13 protein-coding genes are annotated in these 17,557 nt (G+C 37.1%); 4 read left to right on the forward strand and 9 right to left on the reverse strand.

The features are described from left to right. Positions 1 to 29 precede the first annotated feature (29 nt). Entirely contained in the window at positions 30 to 1,070 is a 1,041-nt protein-coding gene (pdxA, locus tag ACO052_RS03185; protein WP_422106571.1) for a 4-hydroxythreonine-4-phosphate dehydrogenase PdxA, read from the reverse strand. Between the two features lie 100 nt (positions 1,071 to 1,170). Between pdxA and ACO052_RS03190 the strand changes: the two genes are divergently transcribed. Next, on the forward strand, positions 1,171 to 1,761 hold the full coding sequence (locus ACO052_RS03190; protein ID WP_422106572.1) for a riboflavin synthase: 591 nt from the start codon (positions 1,171 to 1,173) through the stop codon (positions 1,759 to 1,761). 426 nt (positions 1,762 to 2,187) lie between these two features. Here the strand turns inward: ACO052_RS03190 and ACO052_RS03195 are convergent, their stop codons facing one another. The 3 genes from ACO052_RS03195 to ACO052_RS03205 form a co-directional block, all read right to left on the reverse strand. Then, positions 2,188 to 5,601 carry a 4Fe-4S binding protein gene (locus ACO052_RS03195; RefSeq protein WP_422106573.1) on the reverse strand — a complete coding sequence of 1,138 codons (3,414 nt, stop codon included), beginning with the start codon at positions 5,599 to 5,601 and terminating at the stop codon, positions 2,188 to 2,190. A 63-nt stretch (positions 5,602 to 5,664) separates the two neighbouring features. Then, positions 5,665 to 6,219: an OsmC family protein gene (locus tag ACO052_RS03200; protein ID WP_422106574.1), complete on the reverse strand. Its 555-nt coding sequence runs from the start codon at positions 6,217 to 6,219 to the stop codon at positions 5,665 to 5,667. A gap of 187 nt (positions 6,220 to 6,406) precedes the next feature. Beyond that, the gene (locus ACO052_RS03205) at positions 6,407 to 8,254 is read right to left on the reverse strand and encodes a sigma 54-interacting transcriptional regulator (protein ID WP_422106575.1); all 1,848 of its coding nucleotides are present in this window, start codon (positions 8,252 to 8,254) and stop codon (positions 6,407 to 6,409) included. A 113-nt stretch (positions 8,255 to 8,367) separates the two neighbouring features. Here ACO052_RS03205 and ACO052_RS03210 point away from each other — a divergent pair, with 113 nt between their 5' ends. Further along, positions 8,368 to 10,401 (forward strand): adenylate/guanylate cyclase domain-containing protein, encoded by a 2,034-nt coding sequence (locus ACO052_RS03210; protein ID WP_422106576.1) that lies wholly within the window; start codon positions 8,368 to 8,370, stop codon positions 10,399 to 10,401. Between the two features lie 175 nt (positions 10,402 to 10,576). Here the strand turns inward: ACO052_RS03210 and ACO052_RS03215 are convergent, their stop codons facing one another. Both ACO052_RS03215 and ACO052_RS03220 read right to left on the reverse strand, forming a co-directional pair. Next, the gene (locus ACO052_RS03215; RefSeq protein ID WP_422106577.1) at positions 10,577 to 12,421 is read right to left on the reverse strand and encodes a P-loop NTPase fold protein; all 1,845 of its coding nucleotides are present in this window, start codon (positions 12,419 to 12,421) and stop codon (positions 10,577 to 10,579) included. Between the two features lie 350 nt (positions 12,422 to 12,771). After that, the gene (locus ACO052_RS03220) at positions 12,772 to 12,981 is read right to left on the reverse strand and encodes a helix-turn-helix transcriptional regulator (protein WP_422106578.1); all 210 of its coding nucleotides are present in this window, start codon (positions 12,979 to 12,981) and stop codon (positions 12,772 to 12,774) included. A gap of 167 nt (positions 12,982 to 13,148) precedes the next feature. On the opposite strand from ACO052_RS03220, the gene ACO052_RS03225 reads away from it, so the two are divergent. Next, positions 13,149 to 13,340: a hypothetical protein gene (locus ACO052_RS03225; RefSeq protein WP_422106579.1), complete on the forward strand. Its 192-nt coding sequence runs from the start codon at positions 13,149 to 13,151 to the stop codon at positions 13,338 to 13,340. A gap of 394 nt (positions 13,341 to 13,734) precedes the next feature. Further along, the gene (locus ACO052_RS03230) at positions 13,735 to 15,570 is read left to right on the forward strand and encodes a tetratricopeptide repeat protein (RefSeq protein WP_422106580.1); all 1,836 of its coding nucleotides are present in this window, start codon (positions 13,735 to 13,737) and stop codon (positions 15,568 to 15,570) included. Here ACO052_RS03230 and ACO052_RS03235 read toward each other — a convergent pair. From ACO052_RS03235 to ACO052_RS03245, 3 genes are all read right to left on the reverse strand, one after another. Next, on the reverse strand, positions 15,567 to 16,037 hold the full coding sequence (locus ACO052_RS03235) for a GNAT family N-acetyltransferase (RefSeq protein ID WP_422106581.1): 471 nt from the start codon (positions 16,035 to 16,037) through the stop codon (positions 15,567 to 15,569). The genes ACO052_RS03230 and ACO052_RS03235 overlap by 4 nt on opposite strands. A gap of 95 nt (positions 16,038 to 16,132) precedes the next feature. Then, positions 16,133 to 16,663: a DUF5946 family protein gene (locus ACO052_RS03240; protein WP_422106582.1), complete on the reverse strand. Its 531-nt coding sequence runs from the start codon at positions 16,661 to 16,663 to the stop codon at positions 16,133 to 16,135. A 19-nt stretch (positions 16,664 to 16,682) separates the two neighbouring features. Beyond that, positions 16,683 to 17,504 carry a PhzF family phenazine biosynthesis protein gene (locus ACO052_RS03245; RefSeq protein WP_422106583.1) on the reverse strand — a complete coding sequence of 274 codons (822 nt, stop codon included), beginning with the start codon at positions 17,502 to 17,504 and terminating at the stop codon, positions 16,683 to 16,685. Positions 17,505 to 17,557 lie beyond the last annotated feature (53 nt).

Genomic DNA, 17,557 nt, shown 5'->3' on the forward strand with positions numbered 1-17,557 from the left:
GGCCAGATATCAACAAATTTTGTTCATATCTATTTCGACGCTTTTTTCAAAGGATTCTTGGTATAAAAACTATAGTCTAGTCGATTCCTGTATATTTTAATCGCCGCGTAAATAGCTTGAACAAATGAATTTTCATTAGCCTCTCCTTTTCCTGCTATTTCGTAGGCTGTACCATGATCTGGCGAAGTTCTTACTTTATCAAGACCGGCCGTATAATTTACACCTCCACCAAATGATATGGTTTTAAAAGGTATCAACCCTTGATCGTGATAAGAGGCAATCACAGCATCAAAGCTCTTGTAGCTGTTGGAACCAAAAAAACTATCCGCCGAATAAGGTCCGTATACCAAACTACCTTCCTGTCTTATTTTTTCTAATGTTGGTCTCAAAACAACATCGTCTTCCTTTCCAATAACCCCATTATCGCCGGCATGCGGATTAATTGCCAATACAGCGACCTTAGGTTTACTAATACCAAAGTCTTGTTTTAGTGATTTGGTGACTGTCTCTATTTTTTCCCTTATCAATGCTTCTGTAATATGATTGGCCGCCTCTTTCAGAGGTACATGATCCGTCAAAAGCCCTACGCGTAAGCCCTCAGTTACCATAAACATAAGGCTCTTTCCGTTTAAAACCTTTGCCAAATAATCGGTATGGCCCGGAAAATTAAACGTATCTGATTGAATATTATGTTTGTTTATAGGAGCTGTTACCAAAACATCTATAGTCCCAGCTTTAAGGGCCTTGGTGGCTGCCTCGAGCGATTTAATGGCATATTCTCCTATTTTTTTGTCTTCCTTACCAAACTCAATTTTAACCGGTTCTTTCCAAACGTTAACTACGTTAACTTTACCATGCACCAACTTTTGTGGATCATTGATGTTAAAAAAATTGATCTTACTCTTAAAATGGTTCTTAAAAAACTGCATGATCTTTCCTGACGCAAAAATAACGGGCGTGCTTAACTCAAGTGATCTGGGATCCTCGTAAGCTTTGATGATAATTTCTGGCCCAATGCCATTAAGATCGCCTACGGAAATACCAACAACAACTTTTTCTTCTTTCTTCATGCCTATAAATAGTTATCCTATTTTTATATTAAAATCTATAATTGTATCTGCTTGTGTGCTTAACTTTGCAGTGCAAATTTAACCAAATAAAGTAGATTTAATGTTTACAGGTATTATAGAAGATCTAGGAACGGTGCAAAAACTAGCAAAGGAAAACGGTAATCTCCATTTAACCTTGAGCACTTCCATTACCCATGAGTTAAAAGTTGATCAAAGTGTGGCCCATAATGGTGTTTGCCTTACTGTGGTACTTATTGATAATAACAACTATGTTGTAACGGCCATTCAGGAAACCTTAGATAAAACAAACTTAAGTGCACTTAAAGAAGGAGACACCGTAAATATTGAACGGGCCATGAAACTAGGCGATCGTCTTGATGGGCATATCGTGCAAGGCCATGTCGATCAAACTGCAGAATGTATTGCTATAAAAGAAGAAGACGGCAGTTGGTTATTTACCTTCGAATACGATACTGGCTTTAACAATATTACAATAGAGAAAGGTTCAATTACCGTAAATGGGGTTAGTCTTACTGTGGTTAATTCTAAAATAAATCAATTTTCCGTGGCAATCATCCCCTACACTTATCAACATACCACATTTAATGCCCTAAAAGTAGGAGATAAGGTCAATCTAGAATTTGATGTGATCGGTAAATATGTAAAGCGGCTTAATGAGCTAAGGCACTAAATTGTTTTCCTTGAGATTTTGTAAGTTCTGTAAATTCCAAGAATTAAAGCTAGCAAAAATAGTATCAAAATTCCGTCATCAATAGGCAGTCCCGGCAATGGGGGTGTTGGGGGAGGAGGTGTAGGTCCCTGAGCCATGGATACAAAACTCACGAAGAAAAATAAGATTGAGGCTAACATATTTTTACTCTGCATGCTACAATTAAAGGTGTAAAAGTATAAAAAAAACCGACCTAACAAAATAAATCTAAGTAAAAAAACGTCTTTAAACGGCAAATATTGTCGACGAACTACTTAAAATGGGTTCAAATTGGGGAAGATATGCACATTCCTAAACTACATTTAACGTAAAAATAATATTAATTTTTAAGTTGCCAATGTGCAATCCACCACAAAAAACACAGATTATGGTCTTTTGTGCCTTATTTTACTGGCTTAAATTAGAAAAGTGTCTATATTTTTTATAACGTCGGTCTACATAGTCTTGAATATTGTCTAAAGTATGACCTATGCTGTCATCTTTATCTTGAAATAACTTAGAGAACCTACTTTCCAAACTTAAGTAGTCTTTAATTTTCATGGACGGTTTTTTAGAGTCTAGTTGAAAAGGACTTTCCTTTCCAGGATCATTTCTATACAGCAACCACTGCCCTGAATCTACTAGTGCTTTATGATACTTTTGAGGTGTCTTTATGTTAATGCCATGGGATGCCGAATGACAATATGCAATTATAATTGAAGGGCCATCAAAACGCTCCGCTTCAATAAATGCTTTTAAGGTTTGTGCTTTGTCTGCTCCTATGGCTACTGACGCGACATATACATCATCATAATTCATAGCTAAAAAGCCTAGGTCTTTTTTTTGTTTTTGCTTGCCGTTAAACCCGAATTTAGCCGAAGCTCCAAAAGGTGTGGCCTTTGAAACTTGACCGCCCGTATTGGCATAACCCTCATTGTCTAAAACCAAAATATTGATGTTCTTTCCAGAAGATAAGACATGGTCTAAACCTCCATAGCCTATATCGTAGGCCCAGCCATCTCCACCAACACACCAAACACTCTTTTTAACCAAACTGTCTGCAATTTTTAATAATTCCATAGCTTGGTGAGACCCAATCGCTTTAAGCGCGCCTTTTAATTGTTCTACGTTTTGTCTTTGTTTTAAAATCTCCTGTTCGGTATGCTGCTTCGCACTCCATATATCATGAGCCAGATCAAAATCAAGTTCAGCGAATAGTGTCTTTAGCATCTTTTTAGCTTTCTGCTCTTGTTGGTCTAAGGACAAACAAAAACCAAGACCAAATTCGGCGTTATCTTCGAATAGGGAGTTTGACCAAGCGGGACCTTTGCCATTAGCATTTTTTGCCCAGGGCGTTGTTGGTAAAGCTCCACCAAAAATGGAGCTCGATCCTGTAGCGTTCGCTACTAATAGTCTGTCACCAAACAACTGTGACAACAATTTTAGGTAAGGCGCCTCACCACAACCGAGCTCTCCCTTTGAATACTTAAACAAGGGCTCTTGCAATTGCTGTTGGCTCAAATTTGTGTTGTCAATTCTATGTCTGTCAAATTCGGGTATGGCATCAAAATAATCCCAATGCGTTTTATTGACTTCAAAAGTGCCCACTGATTGCGATGCCTTCAGTGCAGCTTCAGGGCAGGCCTCAATACAATGGTCACAACTGTTGCAATGGTCGGGATTAATCTGAATGGAGAAGAGCTCATCTTTAAAATCAATAGATGGGATTGTGGCAAAAGCGTCGGGCGCAGCTTCTAAATAAGAATCATCAAACACTTTCATTCGCAGCGCCGCTTGAGGACAGACCATAGAACAGGCTCCACATTGTATACAAGCTTCAGGGTGCCATTCTGGTATAAAATCGGCATGTTCTGGTGTGTCTAGAATAGAGGTGTTTGTTGGGTATGTCCCATCAACGGGTACATCACTCACCTTAATGGTATTTTGATTGGTGTTGAGCAGTTTTTCGATAAAACCAATCGGCGTATTGATTTCGGGAGAATCTTCTATCGGAAGATGATCAGTCTCATTTAAGCAGTCGACCTTAAGTATACGATGAGACACATCCTTGCGCCACGCTGACGATCCAAAGCGTTCGGTCAAACAATAAAAACAGGCATCGAGCGCTGAGATTTTAAAATTCTCTAATGCGTAATTGGTTTTAAGATCGTTAAGATTAACGATATACAACGACAGCTCCTTTTCTATGATTTGCTGTTGTGTTCTTTTCTTAAGTGATTTCCAGAATAACTCAGGCGAAAGCTCTGAATTAACCAATAGTTTTCCATTGGTTTTTATACGTTGTAAAGCACTATCGTTTTCGATAAAACCTGAATTTTCACAAGTAATAACATCAGCCCCCGCTATCAAATATGGCGCTTTAATGAGTTGGTCAGCAAAACGTATATGCCTTACTTGTCGCGACTGTGTTTTCTTATAATCAATCTCCGTGTAGAATTGTACAAAACTAGAGGATTCGTTTCCTAAAATAGAAATCAACCCTGTAGCTTCGCTTTCCTCATTATTATTGGGTTTATAGCCGTAAGATATCATCTGAAACGCTTTAAGCTTAAGTTTAAAATTGCTTTTTGGCAAACTCAAATGGGTGATATCATCTTCAATGCCGACCGTGAAATTATGTAACGGTCTTTCTTGTTTTAGGTTTTGAAAAATAGCATTGACCATTGAAGGTGTAAATGCTTTAGAAGATAAGCCATAACGTCCACCTATAACTTTGGGAAGATGGGCTATCTCCGCATTCTGAAATGCTTGTGTCAAGGCGTGTAATACATCCAGATATAAGGGTTCGCCGGCAGATCCCACTTCCTTGGTTCTATCTAATACAGCGATGGCTTTCACCGTTTTTGGTAAGGCTTCTAATACATGCTTTTTGCTAAATGGGCGAAACAACCTGACCTTAATAAGTCCATACTTTTCACCTTTTTTATTCAAATCATCAATGGTTGCTGAGATGGTTTCCACAGAAGACGCCATGGAAATGATAAGCTGTTCGGCTTCTGGATGCCCATAATATTCGAAGATGCGATAGGCTCTTCCGGTCAGCTTCGCAAAGTCATCCATTTTCGATTGTACGATTTCTGGACATACATCGTAGTATTTGTTAGTGGCTTCCCGTGATTCAAAAAACACATCTGGCCCTTGGGAACTCCCTCTCAAAACAGGGTTATCAGGATTTAATGCTCTATTTCTATGGTCATCAATGTCTTTATAGTCCATCATGTTAAGAATCATCTCATCACTAAGGTTTTCTATCTTGGATATCTCGTGAGAGGTCCTAAACCCGTCAAAAAAATGAACGAATGGTACTCTGGATGCCAAGGTTGCCGCTTGGGCAATGAGTGCAAAGTCTTGAGCTTCTTGTACAGAGGCGCTTCCTAAAAATGCATATCCGGATTGGCGGCAGGCCATAACATCGCTATGGTCCCCAAAAATCGAAAGGGCATGCGCCGCTATACTTCTGGTGGCAACATGTATGACATTAGGGGTTAACTCCCCAGCAATTTTATACATATTAGGAAGCATAAGCAGCAAGCCTTGAGATGCGGTGAAGGTTGTAGAAAGCGAACCGGTTTGCAATGCGCCATGCATGGCTCCTGCCACTCCGGCTTCACTTTGCATTTCTATGACACTAGGTACAGCACCAAAAACATTTGCTCGTTCTTTAGCACTCCATTCCTCGACCAACTCAGACATCTCGGATGCTGGTGTTATAGGATAAATGGCACAAAGGTCATTGGTTTTATAGGCTACTTTGGCTACAGCTTGATTGGCGTTGGTTATGCTATGAGTCGGAAGTGTCATGACTAAAGATGAGATCATAAAAAAAGGCCACTCTATGTTGAGTAGCCTTTTTTAAATTGAGAACTACTCCTTTACAATTTCGATTGAAACTGGTGTTGGATTGTTAATCATGTCAAATACAGGTGAGAATTTTGCAAATTTTTCCAATTCTTCGACCGATGCGTCTGATTTTACTTTTAAGGTAAATGTAATACCATCGAATCCCATACGAACTTCAGGATCCAAGCCTAAAAATCCATGTAAGTCGGCATTGCCCTTTAGAGAAGACGAAGCACTCTCAATGTTAACTCCATTGGCCGCTGCATGGTACACCATAGCTCCTGTTAAGCAAGATCCTAGTGAGTGCAATAATACTTCTGGTGGTGTTGCTGCCTCATCTTTTCCTAATAGCACTTGCGGGTGGCTACATTCCATAGTGAAGGTTTCCTCACGCGACGTGTCTTCAGCTCCTACACCGTAGAATCCTTTAATACTAGATACGCAATGTCCACCATCAATCCAGTTGTTTTTAGCTCTAAATTGAAATTTAGCTAATTCTGGATTGCCTTGAACGGCTTCAATAGTTTCTACTAATTGATCGACGTTTACTCCGTTTTTTACATTTGCTGTTGTAATCATTGTTTTAAGATTTAAATTTAATAATTGATTTTGTTTGGCAAGTATAATGCGATTGCCGTGCCAAAACATATAAGTTTTTGACAATCAATTATTTAACAACAAATCCAATACTAGTTTTACTTACTAAAATTCGTAATTAAACGATATTTCGTTAGTGATTTACGATATTTCGTAAGCGATAGGTGTTCTAAACAGGGCGAACGATGCCCAATACCTTAATTTTTGAAGCTAGAGTTGTTGGCTTTATTTGAAGTAATTCGGCAGCACCGTCTTTACCGGATATTTTCCAGCGCGTTTGCTTTAGGGCCTTCAGGATATTTTCCTTTTCTAGTTTCGCCCATTCAGAGGTAGTGTATATTTTTTCTTGAGCTATCTGTTGGGGCACTGATTTATCTTCTGTTTCCTTTGGAATAATATGCTGCCAATTAACCTGTCCGTTTTGCGAAATAATAATGGCCCTTTCAATAAGGTTTTGCAATTCCCTAACATTACCTGGCCACGAATAGGACATTAAAAGCTGTTTCTCTGCATCTGACAATGCTGATATTGGCTTATTCAATTTTTTGGAGAATTGTGTTATCATTTCCTCTGCAATCAGAAAAATGTCGTTGCCTCTTAGTCGTAAAGGAGGCACGACAATCGGGAATACATTTAATCTATAATATAGGTCTTCCCTAAATTTTCCTTCTGTAGCATGCTGCAATAAATCCCTGTGGGTCGCTGCTATAATCCGAACGTCGACTTTTAATGTTTCAGAACTACCGACCGGTTCAAACTCTCCTTCTTGTATGACCCGTAGCAGTTTGGGTTGTAAATCAATGGGCATCTCACCTATTTCATCTAGAAAAATAGTGCCATTATCAGCCAACAAAAAACGGCCTTTGCGGTCTGCTGTTGCACCGGTAAACGCTCCTTTTTTGTGTCCAAATAATTCACTTTCAATCAGATTAGCAGGGATAGCGCCGCAATTTATTCTAACTAAAGGTTGATCGCTTCGATGGCTTGTTTTATGAATGGCCCTGGCCACCAATTCTTTACCCGTCCCTGTTTCACCATTAATAAGCACGGTAGCATTGGTGGTAGCAACTTGCTCAATGAGATTAAGCACATTGCGCATACTTTGGTCTTCTGCAATAATGCCATAGGTATTGGTCAGCTCCTGTATCTCCTTTTCTAAGTATTGCGTTTGCTTAGTCAAGAAACTAATCTGGTTCTCGGCCTCAAGGCGCTCTTCAATGTTTCGGAGAATGAGCGTATAAAATGTATCGGCGTGATTGCCATACTTACTTATAGTGCCTTCGTTGAGTGTTTCCTTCTCGTCAGAACCGATAACCCGCACTATATCCGGTAAATAATTATTAACGGATGTCTTATGGCTTAGTTCGTCCTTTACGAGTTGTTCAATTAGCACTGCACTCTCACTGTCAAAAAAGTATAAGACATTGCGCTGCAAGACATCCTTGTTTTGCAATAGCTTATTCGCGGAAGGGTTGGTGAGCACGATTCTAAAATTACTATCGAACATAATAATAGCATCCATCGCACCTTCAATAAGACCTTTCATTTTAGAGTTTGCCAGCTCTAGAGCTTCTTTTGAATTCGCTAAGTTTTCCTGAATCACATTAATGTCTCTGTGTCGCTTTATTAAAACAGCAAGCATTCCAAGGGAGAAGTCAGGATCTGAGGCTATGACTTCAAGAAAACTATCGCGTTCAATTTTTAAAACTTTTGATCGTTCCAAAGCCGTTACCGAAGCCGATCGACGTTCTTCGTCGATGAGTGCATATTCCCCAAAACAATCGCCACTATCCATAGTGTTAAACACGTAATTCCCCTCATGAACCTTAACGCTGCCTTCCATAATGATGTACATGGACTCTCCCAAATCCCCTTTTTTAAAGATGGTCTCATTTTTTTGGTAACTGACGTTGTGTGCACTTTGGCACAAATGCGTTAGCGACGATTTAGAAACTTCGGAAAAAAAAGGGACCTGAGCCAAAAACTCAACATAGGTACTAGCTTCTTTTTTTGACATAAGCACTTAAAGATAGTCCTGTTAAAGATATTAATAATTGTAGCACGGCAAAAACCATTTTATCTGCATGCAAATTTTATTTAAATTTGAGTGTCATAACCCTACGGACCAACATGTCTAAAAAAAGACTCCTTGCTGCTATAATGTTCACAGACATTGAGGGCTATACCTCTCTAATGAGTCATAGTGAGGAGAACGCCTTAAGCATTCGTGAGCGCCACCGAAGCACGTTTGAAAATACCACTGCCGCTTATAATGGTGAGATTGTCCAGTATTTTGGTGACGGCACTTTAAGTATTTTTACCAGTGCCCTCGAGGCCGTACAGTGTGCCATTGAGTTACAAATGGCTTTTCTTCAAGAACCCAAAATTCCCATACGCATTGGTATTCATATGGGCGACATCTTATATACCAACGATGATATTGTAGGGGATGCGGTTAATATTGCCTCTAGAATTGAGTCTTGCGCAGTTTCCGGGAGTGTTCTTATTTCGGACAAAGTACATGATCAGATTAGAAACCATCGCGAGATCAAGGCAAAGTTTATAGATGCCTACGAACTAAAAAACGTAGAGCACGCCATGCCTTTGTTTGCTATCGCTAACGATGGATTGGTGGTGCCCAAGCGTGAAGACATTAAAGGAAAACTAAAAAACACCACTAAAGACAAAGGCAAGAGACACCTCAGCAAAACTTCCTTCCTCATTTATGCTTTAAGCTTAGTTGTTATAGCGCTTTCCGTTTTTGCATTCTTTCATTTTAATAAAACCCATATCGTTTCTAAGGACCTTTCCATTGCCGTTTTACCCTTTGATAATTTGAGTGATGATCGCGAGTCCGTTTTTTTTAGTGATGGCATTACCGAAGATATTTTAACGCAGCTGTCTAAACTCAAAGAATTGCATGTTATCTCAAGAACATCGGTGATGCAATATCGTGGCAGCAAAAAAACGATTCCGGAAATTGCTAAAGAATTGGGAGTGTCGTACATATTAGAAGGCAGTATAAGAACCTATAATGATGATATTAGAATTACGGCTCAGCTGATTGATGCTTCAACGGATGAACATATTTGGTCTGAAAACTATGATAGAAAACTGACCAATGTTTTTGATATACAAACCGAGGTGTCCAATAAAATTGCCGACGCGCTTCAGGTTAATTTATCCTTTGAGGAAGAGCAAAATCTTAAAATTGTCTCCACGCAAAATATTGAAGCTTATAAACGCTATGTAGAGGGTAGAAAAGAGGCTGACAAACGGACTAAGGAAAGTATCGCCAACAGCATCTTACTTTATAAGGATGCTATCGCCATAGACCCTGACTATGCGGTAGCTTATGCTGAAATTGCCAACTCCATCTATTTGGAAACCTATTACTCCGGAAGAGACCCTCAGGAAGCGGCCGAACTAGCGAATTCTTATTTAGACCAAGCCGAACAAATTAATGATAAGGTATCGCGCATATATACGGTACGAGGTTTAATCAATAATACCTACAGAAACTATGAGGTGGCAGAAGCCAATTTTAAAAAGGCTATTGCCCTTTCCCCTAACGACCTCACTGCAAGACGCCAATACGCGACCTTTTTTATTTATACGGGGCAACCTAAAAAACAATTGCAGCAAGCCGAAATCGCTTATCGCTTAGATCCCTTGTCGTTTTCTACGGGGATTAGTTATTTTGAGGCGCTCTTGTCTAATAAAGAATATGAGCGTGCCAAAAAACTTTTGGAAACGATTGAAAGCAGAGCAACGGACCATAATCCTTTCGTCATTAATCGATCCTATTTTAGGATGTACATGGACCAAAAGCATTATAAGGACGCCATCCCTTATTTAGAGCAAATTGCAAAAAAGCAAAGTGCTTACCATCGTTTTTTGGGCTATTGCTATGTGAAAACGGGGGACACCTTGGGCGCCTATCGAGCGATAGATGCTATAAAAAAGAGGTCTTATGCCAGTGAAAAAAATCACCAATTGGCCGTCGTCTTTGCAGGTCTAAAACAAACGGATAGCGTGCTCTTTTACTTAGATACCATAAGAAACAAGCAATCCAGACGGTTGAAAAGAGAAAACGAAAGTTTTTTTGGTTATCTGCAGGAGGATGAGCGGTATCAACAGATCTTGGAGATGCATGGGATGTAGAAAAGTGAAAACCAGTTTAATTAATGTTGAAACAGTTTTTGTTCTGTGTTTCCACCTTGAGTACTGAAAACCCTGCAAATAAAGGGTTTTTTGATTTATCTAGCCAACATTTCATAAAAAGATAATCCTCATTAAAATTTTAAAAATGCGAAAAGGGTAGTTTCTCAATAAGCCCTTACGTTCTTAATTTAGTTGCTTCACTAAAACGTTTAATAATTTCATCTATTCTTACTAAAAGTTCTTCTAAAATTATCTTTTTAGGATGTTTCAAATCTTTATCGCCCATGTAATCCTTGATTAACTCTTTTAGTGTTTCAAAAAATGGTAATTCTTTTTCGGGGAACTCAAAATAACTCTTTTTATATCTATCAGCAAGAGCGTTGCTAAAGACAAGCAAATTTTTATTTTTTAATGCTATGATTTTCTTAAAAAAGGCAACTGGATCAATAAACTCAAAAAGGCAGTTTTCAGAATTTAGAACCTCAACAAAGAAGTTATCAACTACAACTAATTCCTTTTCTATAATATTAAAAATTTTATTCATTTTAGTGCTTTTTTCATCACTTCTTTTTTGATTATGAAATTCGAAAATCTTACTTTCTATTGCATTTAGTTTTTCCTCTTTTTTAAAGTGTTGTATGTGGTCCATCTGAGTAAGGTTCACATCTGAAATATTTTTTGATATACCTAATCCTTTTATTAAACGAGAAACTAATTCTTCTTCTGATAAGTTCAAAGATCCTATTTCTATATGATACTTTAGGTTATTGTAAATAGACTGATAATTATACATGTTATATTTGCCACCTTCTGCAAATTCTAAAACTTTTGAAATAGCAGTATCTAAATCATCATTCTCAAGAAGTCTAAAATTATAACCCATCAATGTATTATATACTCTATCTTCTTCTGTACTGTCTTTATTACCATATCTTTTACTAATTTCACCTTTTAATTTTTCTTCATCGAGATAGCCAGATAATACAAACTCAAAAATTGTATCAGAAAATACAAACATGCTTTTATCATTTTGAGTATTCAAGTATTTTTCGGTGAATCGCTCTTTATAGCTTTTTACTTTTTTTTCTTTAGTTTTTCTTTTAACTATCGGTGAACCCATATAACCATCAACAATTTCATCTAAATCAACATATAGAATGGCATTTTTAATACCTTTTTTATCTTTTAGATGTGAAACAGTTAACTCCCCACTCTTAAACTCGTTACTAATTATTGCCGTAAAAAAAAGCATATTTTCAATAGCTATTTCATTTTCATCTTTATAGTACTTATATAAAAGGCTGATGTTTTCTAGGTAAAAGCCAAATGTTCTCAAATTTTGAATATCATGTTTTTTAAAAAATTGGATTATGATATTTTTCTTTTTATTTAAAAAGTTACAGAACTCACTATCAGAATGCGCTTTAACATAGCTATCAAATATTTCATCGTAATCAGCATTATACTTTAAAACTCTACCTATTACTTTTTCCTTGACTTTGTTATAAACCTTCTTCTTAATTTCGGCTTCATCTGCACATATTATGACCTTTAGATTCTTGTGTTCAGTGTAATCATTTATCAACCCTAGAACTTCTTTTAAAGGCAGTTGACACCTTTCTAAATCATCAAAACACAAAACAAGTTTAGATAAATCAAGGTTTAAATCAATACCTCTTGTTAAATCTGCTAATTGAGTACCGCCACCCAAAATGTTTCCAATTGCATTTGCACCGTTTCGTAAAAATTTGAGCGAATTTTTGATAAACTCATTTTCCAACTTATCCGCAAATGGCATAACCTTACTTAATAAAATACTTTCAATCTCCCTAACATCACTAATTCCATTCAGAGATACATACACTGGCTTAAATTCCATTTTAGCAGCCTTTTTTTCAAGTATATTTTTCCACAGATACGTTTTGCCACTTCCCCATCTTCCACTAATTAATAAAGCGTAGTTTGTTTTTTCTTTATTTAGATAATCTTCAAATATTGATTCGATTTTTTTTGATTCCATACACTAATTATTGAACTATAAAAATATAGTAACTGCCTGAAACAAAACAAATAACTGTAGCAGAAAATCAATAATAGTTGAAAGGTGTTACGGTTAACCAAAAAAGGGCAACATAAAAATTAATTGGAGTGTGCAACGTATTGCATGAGGTATTGAAAAAGTTTACAGCACCTTTTTATTGAAAATAGTTACTATTACAAATTGACTAGTTATAATCGTCATATATTTTGTTGTTTTACTAAAGGCCTTAAAAGACCTATTAGATTCAACACCATCGTGTAAGCCCCTCTAAATTAATTACGTTATGGTTGTTTTAAAATTAAGATATTTTTCTTCGGGGATATCAGAATTTATTCTTTTGTCGAAACAAGCAATTCCCTAACATCTACATCTAAAGCCTTTGCTACTTGGAATAAATTTTCGATTCTTGGTTGCATATCATTCCTACACCATTTTGAAATGGTGGTTCTATTCATTTCTAATTGATCTGCCAACCAATTATTTGTTTTCCCTTTTTCTGCCAAAACCGCTTTTATACGGTTATAAACCTTTTTGTCCATATAATATGATATGACTTTAATTCAAAAATATCAACTTTATTTTATATGTTATTAGCATTATTTTATGCTTTAAAGTATTTATTTAAATATTTTTAATAACTTTGTTATGCTTTTAAAGCATATTATTAACCTATTAAGATTTTTTTTGAATACTTAAAGCTATAATTATGAGCATCCGTTACACCAAAGCCGACCTCGAGCAGGTCGTTTTTACCCAACTCGAAAACCTTAATGCCATGCACGATCTCTTGAGCATTATGAAACACCAAAACGAACTGTTGGAAAAAGCCAACAAAAAATTAAAGGATGAGATTACGGACTTTAAACAGAAGATGTATCCCACGCGACACAGGCGGTAGGGCAAAAAAGAGGTTCAGAAAAGTGATTAGTCTTTGTCATTCAGAGTCCTGACCGTAAGTGTCAGGGCGAACCTGCCTGCCTGTCCTCCCTGCCGACCGTCTAGGCAGGGCAGGCAGGGAATCTTATTCAATTAATAACCAGCACATTATAATTTGATCAGATTCTTCATTTCATTCAGAATGACACTTTTTGAAAGGTCTTTTTTAACCAAAGTGTGGTCTCACTGGGGCCTACTTCGACCTACTTCACAAGGCGCTTGCTCGAAACATTGTATCTGATAGTTAACTTTGACAAAACAATAACAACGCGAACATCCGAAACAGGAAACTAATTAGTATCTTTTGGTCTTAAGACTATACTAATTAAGACCTTATGCTTCGGCGTACCTATTTTATGCTCTTACTAGTGCTATTACCGTACATGGTATATAGTCAGACTATTCATCCGTCTTTAACAGACTCCATTATTTCCATCTCTAGCAGTGATGATGTCCTCGATCGCTTAGAGGCATTTTTTAAGACTAAGAACCTCTTCGAGGATTTACCTGAAAATTCAGAACAATATAGGCTTAAATCATTGAATACCCTAACGGATTATTTAATTAGGAATTATAGAATAGATAGTGCTATAGTGGTCAACGACATGGCACTAAAAATCCAAGTTGAAAGCCATCTGGAGTTGATGGTCGAGACCTATAACAATGCTGCCCAAACCCATTTTAGTAGATCCTATGACAATGAGGGGTATAAGTGGAGTACAAAAGCCTTGGAACTCGCCAATCGTGTTCGCGATACTTTGGGAAAAATGGTTGCACTAAACGATATGGGCATGATCTCATGGAAAAATAAAAATTTAGAACGGGCAAAAACATATCTTGAAGAAAGTCTCAGCCTTAGCGAAAAACAACCTGTTCAATTTCAACCCACCATTCTGTCTAATTTAGGTTTGGTATATGTTGCTGATGGCATGTATTCAGAGGCCATTGCTCTGTTTAAAAAAGCCCTTCAGCAGAATACTGATCATGACCCATATAAACAATTAGGGCTTACTTACAACAATTTAGGTTATGCCTATGATGAAAAAGGGGATTTAGAATTGGCGCTCAGATACTATGATGAGGCTTACAGTATTTCTAAAAGCAATAAGGATATCGAGACTCAGGTCCTTACTTTGGGTAATTTAGCGCGAATCCATCGCAAAAAAAAGCAGTTTACAAGGTCTAGGGAATATTTAGATATGGCCCTAAAAATTCTTGAAGACGCCGGTTCTGCAGAAGGCTATGCCAATATTTATATGAAGTATTATAAGTTTTATGAAGACCTTGGCCAATATGAGCGGGCCATTGCTAATCTTAAATTATTTCATAAATGGCGCGATTCTGTTAGGCTCGCAAAAGATGCGACAAAATTAAAGGAGCTGCAATATACACAGGAGCGCATGGAGCGGCAAAATGAAATATTAAGCCTGACTCAAGAAAATCTCATTCAGCAAAATAATCTTAACCAAAAAAACAGAACCCTAAGAACTTTTGTAATCGTGAGTCTCATTGTTATTTTACTCATTGTCGTATTAGGATTTATCTATTACCGGCGCTCAGAAATAAGAAAACAAAATTTAGTGTTTGATGCTATTGCGAAAACTGAAATTGAAGAACAGCATCGCATCGCTAGAGACTTGCACGACAGCATTGGTGCTATGCTTGTTTCTCTTAAGAATTACTTATCCCTATTTAAACCAAGTGAGGACAATGAAGAGCATTTAAAGGAAGTCAATGGCATACTCTCTAAGACTATTGAAGAAACTAGAAGAATCTCTCATAATATGATGCCCGAAGAACTTGTTAAGTTTGGTCTAGTGTCGGCCATAGAGAATATTTTGGACACTATCGTATTGAGTTCTAATATTGAAGTTGTTTTTGAGCATGATATACAGGGGGACCATATTGACAAATCTAAAGAACTTCATATTTATAGAATTGTTCAAGAACTCATACAGAATACCATTAAACATTCAAACTCTAATTATCTTAAAGTGGCTGTAAAAGGAGATGACAAACAATTTTTCTTAAATATAGCGGATAACGGTATCGGTTTTGATTATGACAAAGTGAATACTGAAGGTTATGGCCTGAGGAATATTCAATCGCGCGTCAATTATCTAAAAGGTAAAATGATAGTGAAGAGTGCCATAGGAAAAGGAACGCGTTTCAGGCTTCAAATTCCTATTTAATCCTTCTTATTTAGTACATATCTAATAAAATGCTCATCCCCTGATTTTACGTCCTTATCTTTTACAAAACCAAGACGCAACAAGCCTTTTATTCGTGTTCTGGTAGGGGGAAATAGCACTTGAATTGAACTTATACCAAGTTCGCCAAAAGCCTTATCTATTATTCTTTTATATAAAACTTTGCCTATACCCCAATAGTCTGGATGTAATACTAAAGCCAAGTCCGCTTCCCCATTATCTGGTTGTATGCCACCCCAACCCGCAAACTTGTTATCGATGACAAAAGCCCATGGGCCAAAACCATGTGTTTTCCACATCTGCGCCTTAGCACTGACAAATCTATCGCAATCCGTTTCATTAAAATCCCCTTTTAACAAGGGCATTTGTCTTCGTACCAATGCATTGTTCATGAGATCAATGATATGTGATTTTTCTACCTCTTCTAAGCTCTTAAATTCAATTTTCATAGTCTATTTTGTATTAACAGCCCTATCTAGAGGCTGTCTTAATTGGCCTTATGCCCTGTTGTAAATCATAGGTTCTTTTTTCGGCTTAGGCCTTATTAAGTTTTATAGTTATGGGTTAAAAATTGCTTTGCCCATGATGCAATGGTCTTATGATGTGCGCTCCAGGAATGAAAAGCATCCCATGCCCATTGTTTACATAGATCAAAATGCAATTCTGCAATATCATTATCCCAAATGTCGAATATTGTGAGTCCGAGAAAAGACTCAGGCCCTTTGATGGGTTTTATGATCTTATGTAACTTATTAAACTGTGCAAATTTCGTTTTAATCTCTGCGGACATTGCTAAATCAAATCCAGCCTCAAACGTACAGTACAGACTGACCAAATGAATTCCGACAGAATTAACCGCTTTTTGATTAGATAATAATCCGGGATGTTGAATGGCGTAGGCATCTACCGTAAAATGATGGCCTTTATGATACCTAAGATCTGTGTACTCTTTATTCAATACCTCATTAAACATTTCATAACAGCCCGGAGATGCCAACATATATTTGTGGCACTCGCCGTCCAAATTCAATGCCTTAGCGCCACAAGAGAAGCAATTTATATAATCTGTTTCCACAACAAAATACTATTAACTTCTAAAGATAAGGGCTTCTAATGTTACCTTTTATAAGCATATTACAATCACCACCGATTTTAACCTTATCCTCTAAGGGTTTTATGATAAGCTGGCCGCCTCTTTCTGAAGCTTGTTTAACTATTATACTATTCTTATTTAACTTCTCTTGCATAAAATGACCCAAAACAGAATGTATAGAACCCGTAACCGGGTCTTCATTAATACCTATCCAAGGACAAAATGAACGAAGGACGTAATCGTAGGATTTGTTTAGTGCCTTTGACATAACCACCACTTCTTTAATCGTGTTAGTCGCTCTGATGAGATCATCGAAGTTTGGCCGTATGGATTGCACCTCATGCTCATCTCTAAGTTCAATGAATACCGATTCTAGTGCCTTACAATAGAAGTATGAAAGGTGGCTTTTAATACCAAGCGCAGTATTTATTTTAGGCAAGGTTGCTGTTTTTTCTAGTTCGAATTTTGGGTATTCAACAAAAGTGATCTCCTCTTCAAATGCACATATAATTTCTAAATCTTCTATCGTTTTGAATGTGATCTTATTGGTGTTTTGATATTGACTAAACAACACATAAGCGGCACCAAGTGTTCCATGGCCACAGGCTTCAATTTCGCCGGTTTTGGTGAAATAGCGGATGTTATAAACATCTTGGTCACGAGATTTATATAAAAATACACTTACTGGCATATTCATTTCAGCTGCCAATACTTCCATACGTTCATTAGGGATGGATGACTCCAGGATATAAATGGGTGTTGGGTTACCTTTAAGGTGTTTAGAACAAAACGTATTGACAAGAAAGAAGTTAGCTTTTTTCATGTCACATTTTTTTTTGTATGTCGGTATAAAGTAGCAAACGACTTAAGGATAAA

It is taken from the genome of Winogradskyella sp. (genome assembly GCF_965228925.1).
Classification (GTDB): Bacteria; Bacteroidota; Bacteroidia; order Flavobacteriales; family Flavobacteriaceae; genus Winogradskyella.

Excerpts from the sequence above, each read along its gene's own strand:
- ACO052_RS03190 (WP_422106572.1), top strand. The coding sequence starts at position 1,171 with ATGTTTACAGGTATTATAGAAGATCTAGGAACGGTGCAAAAACTAGCA.
- ACO052_RS03210 (WP_422106576.1), top strand. The coding sequence starts at position 8,368 with ATGTCTAAAAAAAGACTCCTTGCTGCTATAATGTTCACAGACATTGAG.
- ACO052_RS03205 (WP_422106575.1), bottom strand. The coding sequence starts at position 8,254 with ATGTCAAAAAAAGAAGCTAGTACCTATGTTGAGTTTTTGGCTCAGGTC.
- pdxA (WP_422106571.1), bottom strand. The coding sequence starts at position 1,070 with ATGAAGAAAGAAGAAAAAGTTGTTGTTGGTATTTCCGTAGGCGATCTT.
- ACO052_RS03245 (WP_422106583.1), bottom strand. The coding sequence starts at position 17,504 with ATGAAAAAAGCTAACTTCTTTCTTGTCAATACGTTTTGTTCTAAACAC.
- ACO052_RS03200 (WP_422106574.1), bottom strand. The coding sequence starts at position 6,219 with ATGATTACAACAGCAAATGTAAAAAACGGAGTAAACGTCGATCAATTA.
- ACO052_RS03225 (WP_422106579.1), top strand. The coding sequence starts at position 13,149 with ATGAGCATCCGTTACACCAAAGCCGACCTCGAGCAGGTCGTTTTTACC.
- ACO052_RS03220 (WP_422106578.1), bottom strand. The coding sequence starts at position 12,981 with ATGGACAAAAAGGTTTATAACCGTATAAAAGCGGTTTTGGCAGAAAAA.
- ACO052_RS03215 (WP_422106577.1), bottom strand. The coding sequence starts at position 12,421 with ATGGAATCAAAAAAAATCGAATCAATATTTGAAGATTATCTAAATAAA.
- ACO052_RS03235 (WP_422106581.1), bottom strand. The coding sequence starts at position 16,037 with ATGAAAATTGAATTTAAGAGCTTAGAAGAGGTAGAAAAATCACATATC.
- ACO052_RS03195 (WP_422106573.1), bottom strand. The coding sequence starts at position 5,601 with ATGACACTTCCGACTCATAGCATAACCAACGCCAATCAAGCTGTAGCC.
- ACO052_RS03230 (WP_422106580.1), top strand. The coding sequence starts at position 13,735 with ATGCTCTTACTAGTGCTATTACCGTACATGGTATATAGTCAGACTATT.